Source organism: Salinispira sp. (genome assembly GCF_059431795.1).
Map to the genome: position 1 here is coordinate 80,184 of NZ_JBXWXS010000027.1, position 9,556 is coordinate 89,739.

Genomic DNA, 9,556 nt, shown 5'->3' on the forward strand with positions numbered 1-9,556 from the left:
TTGGAATAATGGACCTCTACTCTCCATTTTTCCGGTAAATTTGTCGATACTGTGATTGAGAAACTTCCAAAACAGGAGCTCAGACATGGTTGTGGACGGACAATTCAGTTTCTCAGTTTCGCAGGATGGTCTCACCGCCCTTGGAAATTTTACACCACCGGCGAAGGGCGGGCGTGCTTTAAATATAGAAGATATTGAAAATGAACTCCAGGCCGGCGGAATTGCGTACGGCCTGGACTGGGAGCAGATCCGCAGCAGCCTGTACCGATGCAACCATGAGCATGTACGCATTACCGGAGTGGTGATTGCCAGGGGTGCTCCGCCACAGGATCAGATACCTCCCACCCTCCTTTTCAGCCCCGTGCTCCGAAGCCAGAGCAGAATATTCCGCCAGGTGGACGGTGCGGGATTGTATCATCCTCCAGGTGATGATGAAGAAATTTATGATAAGGACAGTCACAGTGTCCAGGGCCGGGTGGATCACCGGGAGACGAAAAGCATTGAAGTGATCCATGAAAATCAGCTCCTGGCAAAACCCGTTCCCGTGCGTCCCGGTCAGGAGGGGCATAATGTAAAAGGCGAAGTCCTGCCTTTTGGAGAGGTGGCGTTGAAATCCCTGGAGCCGGGGCTGAATACCCGGGTTGATGACGGGGGAAATGTGTTTGCAGCGGTTTCAGGGCGCCTTGTATGGGATAAGGAACGCTTTGGTGTGGATACCAACATTGAAATCTCAGGAGATGTGGGCTACGCCACAGGGAATATCCGCTTTCCCGGCAATATTATTTTGAAGGGGCAGGTACAGGATGGATTCCGAATATGGGTGGGGGGGAATTTAGATTCCAAATCCACCATCGATGCATTCGAAATCTTCTGTAAGGGAAATATAAGCTGTGCCGAAGGGATTATCGGCAGGGGGAAAGCGGTTGTCCGGGTCAAAGGCATGCTGAGCGCTAAGTTCATTGAACACTGTACGGTGGATGTGTTTAGCGATATCACCATCGCCAGGGCAATCGTGCAGTCCAGGGTGAACTGCCTTGGGAATATCAGCTGTGAAAAAGGCAAAATTGTCGGCGGGTCCACCACCCTTTCCGGACTTCTTCGGATTGAGGAGCTGGGTAACGATGCGGAATTGCGTACTGTTGTTCATGGGGGTGTGGATTTTGTAGCATTACGGAAGCTGGAGTATAACCGGAACCGCTTCCAGGAACTGGAACTCAAGGAACAGAAACTTCGCGATCGAGCTGCTCATGAAAAGAAGGGGAAGGTTTCCGGGAATATCCCCAATGAACGCATACCCGGACTGATCCGGCGTTTGGCTGAGGAGAAGGCCGCCCTCCAGGAAGAGATATCTCAGGCCCTTGAACTCAGTGCAACGATGCCCGACTCGGCTATTGAGGTTCAGGGGAGGGTTCATCCCGGGGTTATTATCCGTTTCGGAAACGTGGAATTGAGCATCCGTGAGGAAGTACAGAAAAGGCGTTTTAGACTCAGTGAAGAGGGTGACCGGATTATCAGCGAAGATATATAGGGCCCGTTTGGGGTATTGGGAAAGGCCTGGAAATATCAGTAATAGATTACAAAAGGATCGTGAATTTTTCGGTATACTTTCCGTTCAATGGTTCCGAAGTCTTCAAACTTGCTGATATTCGGAATCAGCCTAAGGCTGTAGTGTTCCAATAGGCCGTTGACCAGTGCCGAATCGGGTTGAATATAGATCCCTGCGGGTGCGAATGAAATCCTGGACACGCCCTTCTTCCCCGCTTCGATAATGCAAGCCCCAGGCAGGTTTATTCGGCTCTTGCTGCCGTAGATCAGGTCGATTCCCAGATGCTGATCTCCACTGCTGAAAATCCAGCTGCTGCCTGGAAGAAGTATGAGCTCCCGGCCCTCTATGAGGTTGAGGTCGATATTGATGCTTCTCTCGCTGGCATCCGAGTTCATGGAACGGAGAACGATTCTTCGGTCTCTTTCAAGTGCATCCCAGAGGGTGATCATTTGGGGAACATACTCTCCGAACTCTGAACCGTCCTTCAGCCAGGGGTGCTGGATGTAGCTGTCCATGTAGAGTTGGCGGTTATCGCCGATCAGCAGGAAATCATTAATGATTCTTCCGGCTATCTGTACCGAATCGTCCTTAAGGTGCAGGGTTTGTCGCAGGCCCCTGCTGTGTTCATCCTCCACTGCAAAGGCACTTTCCAGTTCGAAATATGCCGCGGAATTCCTGTTCTGTCCATGGAACTCGACCCGGGAAGATATTCCTTTGCTGAAGGAGAACTCCTTTCCCCGGCTTACTATTGATCGAATATTTCCGTTGAGGAAAACCGCTTCCAGTTCCTGCTCCTTTAACCTGGCCTGGCCTATCATGCTGGAGGTGATCTCCCGCTCCGGTCTCCGGGGTTCAACCCTCTGCTCAGGATGGGGAATGGTGGAGAGGCTGCTGTATACCGGGCGATGCTTCTCTTCCTGCTGCAGCCTTGAGGCTGGGAAAAGCTGAGCGGTGAAGCCCGGCGTGTGCATCGGCGGGTCGAAAAGGGCGGGAAGAATGGTTCCCGGCTGCAGGCTCCGGCTATGGGAATCGGGACTTCCTGAATAGGAAAGAAAGGTAAGGTTTTCTGATCCGGAGGTGAACTGAACCCCCTTCTCCCGGAGTTCCAGGATTTGCTCAAGCATCTCGGCGGGGAAGGCATGACCGGACGCCCCGATCTCCAGGATAATCTGGTAAGTTCCGCTATGCTGCAGTTCCCGGTGTTGAATCATCTCCTGAATCCGTTTTTCAATATGATGCACTCTATGCTGTAAAAAGAAGAGCCCCAGTTTGCCCTGATACTCCTGGATTCCCGGATTGATGGCGGGGATCAGATGCTGCTCGGATCCCAGCAGGGAATACCAATGGAAATTTCCGTAATAGCGATGGGGAATAAGCACCGTACCCAGAATATCGTGGTACATCTCACGGGCTTCTGTACGGAAAATATCATGCCACTTTGGCATAAACACAAGTTTCTTACCGGGAAAAAGCGCCGAGGAACGTTTGTGGGACTCTTTCAACTCGGTTTTCAGCTGTCGCTTGTTCATAAGCCCGTGATAGCTTCCTGAAAAGCTGTCGGGGAAAAAATGGATGCTGCCCGAGTTGAGAAAGGGCTTTAATTGATCCCAGGTATCTTCATTGAGGGTTTCCAAACCTCTCAGGGGACAGCGGACGGCCACACGTATGGCGTTACCTTCCTGATGGAGAAAGTCAATAAGCTTATGGATCTGTGGTTCGCTTTCTCCGTAGATTGAGATAAGAGGTAGAATCTCAGCAGTCATACCAGGGCCTTTTGAAGAAATTATAGCCGGCTGCATTCATATACACCGGAACTCCTCACTTTGTATCATAAAAATCACGAATGGTCAGGATTTTTTTTGTTGATGTTTCCGCTAAATTTCTGTATTTTACAATCAATCTAAGACATTTTCATTATTGTCTCTATAAAACACTCTCTAAGTGAGGAAAGGATTGTATGGCTAAACAACTACAGTTCAATGAAGAAGCACGGAGAAGTCTGCTTCGTGGTGTGGAGAAACTCTCCAATGCGGTTAAGGTAACCCTGGGTCCTAAGGGTCGGAATGTACTGTTGGACAAAAAGTTTGGTGCACCTACCGTAACGAAAGACGGTGTATCTGTGGCAAAAGAAATTGAGCTGGAAGATCCCTATGAAAACATGGGAGCTCAGCTTCTCAAAGAAGTTGCTACAAAAACAAATGATGTGGCCGGTGACGGTACAACAACGGCGACAGTACTTGCCTACAGTATTATCCGCGAGGGTCTGAAATCTGTGGCTGCAGGAATTAATCCCATGGGTCTGAAACGGGGAATTGATTCTGCGGTTGAAAGCGCAGTTGCTGAAATCCGCAAGCTCAAGAAAGACATCAAGGACAAGGAAGAGATTGCACAGGTTGCAGCCATTTCCGCCAATAACGACCACGTTATCGGTGAAGAAATTGCAAATGCAATGGAGAAGGTTGGAAAAGACGGTGTAATCACCGTTGAAGAAAGTAAAACCATCGATACCACTGTTGATTTCGTGGAAGGTATGCAGTTCGACCGCGGATATCTCTCTGCATATTTTGCAACCAACCGGGACACCATGACCACCGTTATGGAAAATCCCTACATTCTTATCCATGACAAGAAAATCAGCAGCATGAAAGATCTTCTTCCCATTCTTGAAAAAATTGCACAGTCGGGCAAAGCTCTTCTGATTATTGCAGAAGATGTTGACGGCGAAGCTCTTTCCACCCTTGTTGTAAACAGCATTCGGGGAACCATCAACGTATGTGCTGTTAAAGCGCCCGGTTTCGGCGACCGCCGAAAAGCCATGCTGGAAGATATTGCCATCCTTACCGGTGGTACGGTTATCAGCGAAGAGCTGGGTATGAAGCTGGAAAATGCGGATATCAGCATGCTGGGTCAAGCCAAGAGCATCAAGGTTGATAAGGAAAACACCACCGTTATCAACGGCGAAGGAAAGGCCGCTGACATTAAAGACCGGATTGCCCAGATAAAGGCACAGATTGCCGAAACCACCTCGGACTATGATCAGGAAAAGCTGCAGGAACGACTTGCCAAGCTGGCCGGCGGTGTAGCTGTGATCAATGTAGGTGCGGCTACCGAAGTTGAACTGAAAGAGAAAAAGCACCGTGTTGAAGATGCTCTTTCCGCAACTCGCGCCGCAATTGAAGAGGGGATTATCCCCGGCGGTGGAGCAAGCCTGATTCAGGTAGTCCCTGCCATGGAAAAGATTGATATCTCCAAGCTTCCCGAAGATGAAAGAATCGGATTCAAGATCGTTACCCGTTCTCTTGAAGAACCGATCCGTCAGATTGCCATTAACGCAGGTCTTGACGGTGCGGTAGTGGCCAACCAGGCTAAGGCAGAGAAGAAGGGCGTCGGTTTCGATGCATACAACATGGAATGGGTAGATATGCTGAAGAGCGGAATAATCGATCCTGCAAAGGTAACACGTTCTGCCCTGCAGAATGCTGCTTCCATTGCAAGCCTGCTTCTCACAACAGAATGTGCAATCACCGATCTTCCCGAGAAGGAAGAGCCCGCACCTGCTGGCGGCGGCGGCATGGGTGGAATGGGCGGAATGCCCATGATGTAAGCTGTTTTCCGGAGCAGCGCTTTAAACGGCGGCCTCATCCGGATAATAGTTTCACATTGTATATCACGCCGCCATATCACATTGCATAAACAGATACATGCAAGAAACCCGGTCTTCCATTTGGTTGACCGGGTTTTTTTGTATGCCCAGCGAAGCGGGGGCATACCCGACCGGCTGAACGAAGCCGGTGTCGCGCTGGTCCAGTGCTCTGTTATGTTAGTGGGAACTGAGTATTGTTCATGAACCGGTACGGCTCAATAAAGGCTGCGGTTTATGAAATGCTGCGGCTTAATAAAGGCTGCGGCTCAATTGAAATTGCGGCTCACTAAAGACTGCGGGCGATTTTTCGGAGGGTATTTTCTGTCTGCTCCCATTCCTCCGGGGAAACGCTGCTTCGAAGCTTTTCGATCCACTTCGCGGCTATATGCTCCACTTCAGTGCGTACCCGGACGCCTTCCCGGCTGAGGGAGATAAGCCGGGAGCGCCGGTCTTTTTCCGATTGCTTTCGCACTATATATCCTGATTCGACCAGCTGATGGACTGCCCGGGTCACATTTGCCCTGTCTACCTGAAGGCGTTTGGCCAGTGCTTCCTGGGCTATTTCCTCGCCGGGCAGGAGCGCAAGCAAATATGCCTGCTGGCCTGTCCCCAGGCCGTAGGGTTCAAGTTGATGATAAAAATAACTTTGTGCGCTTCTGTTGATTATAGAGATCCATAATCCGAAGCTCCCTCTGCTGTTCTCAGGCAGGGCGGGGCCGGGGCGGCTGTCAGGGTTTTTACTGTTCATAGTGAAAGATTAGCACAGTTATCCTCTAATTGGAAAACACCGGCGCACTGTGGACACGCTTGGGATTCTCAAGTTCATCCAGCATAATCGCCGCCAGGTCTCCTCTGTACAGGCTGTGGCCTGTGCCCACTCCAAGATAGCCTTCTCTGATTCCTTTCTGCTTTGGAGGCTTGTCGCTGAGCATAGGGATCCGTATCATGCTCCATTGGATATCCTGTGAGTTGCGGATGAACTGCGCCGTTTTAATACCGTCTTCGTATGCGTTCCGGGCTATCAGTCTGATGATCCCGCCCATCATCCGGCCCATAAAATCCGGCTTGTCCGCCGGGTCACCTACGCCTGCTCCCGCTGAGAGCACAATCCGTGAGATGTTCTCCTCTTTCATTGCGGCGAACACATGTTTCATGCTGTTGAAGAAGCTGTACTCCCCGCTCTTGGGATTCACTCCCAGAAGGCTGATCACCCCATCGCAGCCTTTTACGGCAGTATGCACCGATTGGTAATCCAGTGCATCTCCCTGAATGATAAAAAGATTTCCATCGCGAAACGAGATTTTATCCGGGTTTCGGGCGAATGCTTTTACCACATGGCCTGCATCCAGGGCTTTTTTAACCAGGATCTGTCCGGTTTTTCCCGTAGATCCGAAAACTGCAACTGTCATATATCCTCCTCAAAAGATGCGTACGCAACTATATGTATGAATCTACTGCCGTCATGCAAATTAGGCAAGGATTTTACTTGGCAGCAGTCATTGCGGTGGGAGGTGTAGAGGGGATCAGCCGAGCATCTCTGCAATTTTTCTTACGCTGTTCACGTTCCTGATTGTCACATGTTGATACAGGGGGGTGCCCAAAATCTTTTTCAGCCCTGTCTTTCCCTGGGCTTCCCGGGAAACGTTCCACAGCACTGCACCGGGGATGTAGCGGGCATCGTCTACACCCTCTCTGGGCGGGATAGCATTAAGGATGGCAGGGGAGTCATCTTCGGGAAATAGAAATAGAACATCGCTTTTCTGTACCTTATCGTTGGTCCAGTCCCTTGGGACTGCGGCTGCAATTTCCAGAAAGCTCTCCCGGGATAGGACGAGCACCCGGGTTTCAATACTGAATGTTTCTTCGAGAACGTCTTCTACGCTGCGGGCGATGGACGCTGCGCTGCCGGGGGGTCGGTAGTCTTCGGAGGGGGCCGTATTGGGTTTTTCTTCGACGGCGCTATCGACGCCGGCATCCTGGGAAGGGATAGATGCAGTCGGGCTGGATTCATCTGAGCCGGTAGAGCGGCCGGAAGCAAAAACCAGATTGCCCGAGGCTATATAACTGTGCACATTGTGGAAGCCTGCGGCGGAAAGCGCCTGCCGCAATTCTTTCATGGGAACCTTGTTCTTTCCCCCAACATTTATTCCCCGAAGGAGGGCGACCCACTGCATATTATTCTGCACCTTTCGTTGATTTGCTGCGTATACCGGAACGGATATCCTGAACCACTTTTTCCCGGTACTTCCCGGGCAGGCGGAGTTCGATGGGTGAGTCCGTCTTGCGCTTCACAATAATTAATCCTGAGTTATATTCCACGTCGTTAATATCAGAATACGGAACAAAATCAGGATCATAGAGGCCGGTTTTTCCTCCGGTGACGATGATCCCTTCCTCTATGGAGCGGAAAAGGTATTTGGGTTGGTTTCGCTGGAAAATGAGAAACACAAAAAGAGATATGATAAGCAGAATCAGGCCGTACCAGATCTCTCTTCCGTCCCGTAACATCAAGCCCAGGGCGATAATGAAGGGGCCGAGAGTTGCGCCGGCTGCCCTGAGAGTTCTGGGATTGTTGATGGTCATGCCGCCTCCCTGTGATGTTATTTTACTCCCGCGGATTTTTCAGTTACCAGTGAAAGGGATCTTCCCTTCAATTATAGCAGAAAGTATACAATTTTCACGAAGTGTCCAGGGTGGCGGTGAGCTCGGGGCGGATTCGAGGACGTTGATATTTGCCTCCAAAGCTTGTTGAGGGCTGACCCAACAGGCCGTAAAGGTAAGCTTTTGTTCATACTTATCCAGGTTTTGATTGCCCCGGGCTTGCGGATCCACGCTGCCATCATAATAAAGGGAGCGCATGAGAAAACTGTCCCTTCCTGGCAGGGCTGATTCTCTTTTCTCCAGGATGCCTGCCAGCAGTACCCCAGTAGAGCTGAGTTCGAATCCGGTTTCCTCCAGACACTCTCTATTCAGCGCAGCGTCCGGGGATTCACCAGGCTTCACCCCGCCGCCGGGGAACTTATAATCTCCGTTAGATCCGGAGTGAATCATGAGAAGGGTGGCGTCGTCCGGGTGGCGGATAATCCCGCGCACTGCAGTTCTGTTCTCCGGCTGTGCCCAGGAGTCAGTTCCCAGGCAGCGGATGAATACGTGGGAAAAAGTCATGTTTTACAGGCTCAAATATCCGTCGTCAACCAATCGCTGCTGAATCCGCTGAGCCAGTTCCGTGCCCCATTTCTGTCCCGCTTCCATGGATTCCTGCATTATTTGGGGTTGAAGTTCCACAAAGCGGCGGCCTGTGTCACTTTCATAAAAGCGGATAAGGTCTCGGATTTCCGGCTGGGTAAAATGGCGGTCATATATAGGAGTTATGAGTTCAACCAAGTCGTCTCCATCGAACTCTTCCATTAAACCCTGCCAGTATTCCATGGGAACGTCCGGTACCATAGCCTGGTACTGGGGAATGAGCATTTCAATCACCTGGGTGCTCAGGTCTGCAGAATTGGTGAGCTCCAGTAACCGTGCAATATCATCCGCCTTGCTTTGAGCTGAGGCAGATGCCGCTAATATTAATAAAAAAAGAAGGATCAGGTATCGTTTCATTCTGATATTATTGCCGTAGGGGAGGTACGGGTCAAGACTTGTTACAAAATAGGGTTTTTAGATTTACATATGATGAGGAAAATCCTCACTAATCATCGGTGTTTTAATCTGATGATGTGAAATAACTGTGTATCAAAGGCTATTTTGTGGATTTTTTAATTTCCCAGCTGAATGAACAGCTGCGGCAGCGCAGCTTGAGATATTTGCTGGCCTCCGGGGACATATGAATTATGATATTCAGCAGGTCTGAAAACCCCCGGATTGCCGGAGATTCAGCGATATCTGTGCTTTTACATTCGGGACAGTGGTAGAATAGCCGATGCAGCTGTTCGGATTCCGACCATTCGGGGTGCTCATCCTGCATCTTCACGGAAAATCCCTGAATCAGGTCCCTGGCAACTTCCAGATCTTCGGGATCCACCAGAACCCGGTAACTGACTGCCGACAGACTAAGATGGGGCTGCAGGCCACCGTGAAACATATTTGGAATTAAACACTGAATGCCGTTGGATTCAAGGAGCTCCTTTGCGCTGAGTGCGGTGAAATGATCCCGTGTTTCAAAAGCACAAACAGTTTTCATGATATGTTCAGCCCCCCTGCTTTAAGTATCGTCTTTCAAAAAAATGATCGTCAAGTGATGAATTTAGAGTGCACCAAAGCTTGTAAAAAAATTCGCAAGTTCAAGCAGCAGTAATTCTTTTCCGGTATATGATTTATGAACACACTACAACCATACATCACTAAACTGCTGGCAGAATTCAGCC

At 50.1% G+C, this 9,556-nt stretch carries 10 protein-coding genes; 2 read left to right on the forward strand and 8 right to left on the reverse strand.

The window, feature by feature from the left end; translation table 11 throughout:
* Window positions 1-85 precede the first annotated feature (85 nt).
* Complete coding sequence (locus AC52PS_RS09135; RefSeq protein ID WP_495562752.1) at window positions 86-1,528, forward strand: flagellar assembly protein A; 1,443 nt, start codon at window positions 86-88, stop codon at window positions 1,526-1,528.
* Window positions 1,529-1,563: 35 nt separating this feature from the next.
* Here AC52PS_RS09135 and AC52PS_RS09140 read toward each other — a convergent pair whose 3' ends face one another.
* The gene (locus AC52PS_RS09140) at window positions 1,564-3,309 is read right to left on the reverse strand and encodes a hypothetical protein (RefSeq protein WP_495562753.1); all 1,746 of its coding nucleotides are present in this window, start codon (window positions 3,307-3,309) and stop codon (window positions 1,564-1,566) included.
* 194 nt (window positions 3,310-3,503) lie between these two features.
* Here AC52PS_RS09140 and groL point away from each other — a divergent pair, with 194 nt between their 5' ends.
* Window positions 3,504-5,150 (forward strand): chaperonin GroEL, encoded by a 1,647-nt coding sequence (gene groL / locus AC52PS_RS09145; protein ID WP_495562754.1) that lies wholly within the window; start codon window positions 3,504-3,506, stop codon window positions 5,148-5,150.
* 325 nt (window positions 5,151-5,475) lie between these two features.
* Here the strand turns inward: groL and AC52PS_RS09150 are convergent, their stop codons facing one another.
* The 7 genes from AC52PS_RS09150 to AC52PS_RS09180 form a co-directional block, all read right to left on the reverse strand.
* A complete protein-coding gene (locus AC52PS_RS09150) occupies window positions 5,476-5,937 on the reverse strand; it encodes a MarR family winged helix-turn-helix transcriptional regulator (RefSeq protein ID WP_495562755.1) in 462 nt (153 codons plus the stop codon).
* Between the two features lie 25 nt (window positions 5,938-5,962).
* Window positions 5,963-6,598 (reverse strand): NAD(P)-dependent oxidoreductase, encoded by a 636-nt coding sequence (locus tag AC52PS_RS09155; RefSeq protein ID WP_495562756.1) that lies wholly within the window; start codon window positions 6,596-6,598, stop codon window positions 5,963-5,965.
* 114 nt (window positions 6,599-6,712) lie between these two features.
* A complete protein-coding gene (locus AC52PS_RS09160; RefSeq protein ID WP_495562757.1) occupies window positions 6,713-7,363 on the reverse strand; it encodes a DUF1697 domain-containing protein in 651 nt (216 codons plus the stop codon).
* 1 nt (window position 7,364) lies between these two features.
* Window positions 7,365-7,772, reverse strand: a complete 408-nt coding sequence (locus tag AC52PS_RS09165; RefSeq protein WP_495562758.1) for a hypothetical protein — start codon at window positions 7,770-7,772, stop codon at window positions 7,365-7,367.
* Window positions 7,773-7,811: 39 nt separating this feature from the next.
* Window positions 7,812-8,354 carry an NUDIX hydrolase gene (locus AC52PS_RS09170; RefSeq protein ID WP_495562759.1) on the reverse strand — a complete coding sequence of 181 codons (543 nt, stop codon included), beginning with the start codon at window positions 8,352-8,354 and terminating at the stop codon, window positions 7,812-7,814.
* A 3-nt stretch (window positions 8,355-8,357) separates the two neighbouring features.
* Window positions 8,358-8,792, reverse strand: coding sequence for a DUF2059 domain-containing protein (locus AC52PS_RS09175; RefSeq protein WP_495562760.1), 435 nt, complete (start codon window positions 8,790-8,792; stop codon window positions 8,358-8,360).
* 139 nt (window positions 8,793-8,931) lie between these two features.
* Window positions 8,932-9,372, reverse strand: a complete 441-nt coding sequence (locus tag AC52PS_RS09180; protein WP_495562761.1) for a putative signal transducing protein — start codon at window positions 9,370-9,372, stop codon at window positions 8,932-8,934.
* Window positions 9,373-9,556: the final 184 nt, after the last annotated feature.

Excerpts from the sequence above, each read along its gene's own strand:
- AC52PS_RS09135 (WP_495562752.1), top strand. The coding sequence starts at position 86 with ATGGTTGTGGACGGACAATTCAGTTTCTCAGTTTCGCAGGATGGTCTC.
- AC52PS_RS09140 (WP_495562753.1), bottom strand. The coding sequence starts at position 3,309 with ATGACTGCTGAGATTCTACCTCTTATCTCAATCTACGGAGAAAGCGAA.
- groL (WP_495562754.1), top strand. The coding sequence starts at position 3,504 with ATGGCTAAACAACTACAGTTCAATGAAGAAGCACGGAGAAGTCTGCTT.
- AC52PS_RS09150 (WP_495562755.1), bottom strand. The coding sequence starts at position 5,937 with ATGAACAGTAAAAACCCTGACAGCCGCCCCGGCCCCGCCCTGCCTGAG.
- AC52PS_RS09155 (WP_495562756.1), bottom strand. The coding sequence starts at position 6,598 with ATGACAGTTGCAGTTTTCGGATCTACGGGAAAAACCGGACAGATCCTG.
- AC52PS_RS09160 (WP_495562757.1), bottom strand. The coding sequence starts at position 7,363 with ATGCAGTGGGTCGCCCTCCTTCGGGGAATAAATGTTGGGGGAAAGAAC.
- AC52PS_RS09165 (WP_495562758.1), bottom strand. The coding sequence starts at position 7,772 with ATGACCATCAACAATCCCAGAACTCTCAGGGCAGCCGGCGCAACTCTC.
- AC52PS_RS09170 (WP_495562759.1), bottom strand. The coding sequence starts at position 8,354 with ATGACTTTTTCCCACGTATTCATCCGCTGCCTGGGAACTGACTCCTGG.
- AC52PS_RS09175 (WP_495562760.1), bottom strand. The coding sequence starts at position 8,792 with ATGAAACGATACCTGATCCTTCTTTTTTTATTAATATTAGCGGCATCT.
- AC52PS_RS09180 (WP_495562761.1), bottom strand. The coding sequence starts at position 9,372 with ATGAAAACTGTTTGTGCTTTTGAAACACGGGATCATTTCACCGCACTC.